Annotated in this window: 1 pseudogene; it reads right to left on the bottom strand. The window is 61.7% G+C overall.

From position 1 onward, the window contains the following. Positions 1 to 243 (bottom strand): annotated as a pseudogene (locus J5M67_RS29270) (arylsulfatase); the annotation flags it as partial.

The following is a 243-nucleotide window of genomic DNA, read 5'->3' as shown; positions in this document are numbered from 1 at the left end:
TGCTGAAGCTGGCCGGACGCTGACTCGGCGGATAGTCGACGAAGGTCTGCAGGAAGGCTGCCGCCTTGCGAGTCCCCTGGAACAGCAGATAGTCGTTCTTGGTCAGCCAGTCGTAATACTGGTCGGAAACGATGTCGGCGGTCTCGTACGGGTCCATGCGCAGGTTGAACAGCTTGGGAATCCGCAGGCAGACGAAGGGTTCGCTCCACACCTCGAAGCCGCCGGGCTTGCGCTGCTCGCAGA

Origin of the sequence: Pseudomonas sp. 30_B, assembly GCF_017491605.1 — a bacterium.
Classification (GTDB): Bacteria; Pseudomonadota; Gammaproteobacteria; order Pseudomonadales; family Pseudomonadaceae; genus Pseudomonas.
This window is presented reverse-complemented; position numbering and strand designations above follow the sequence as displayed.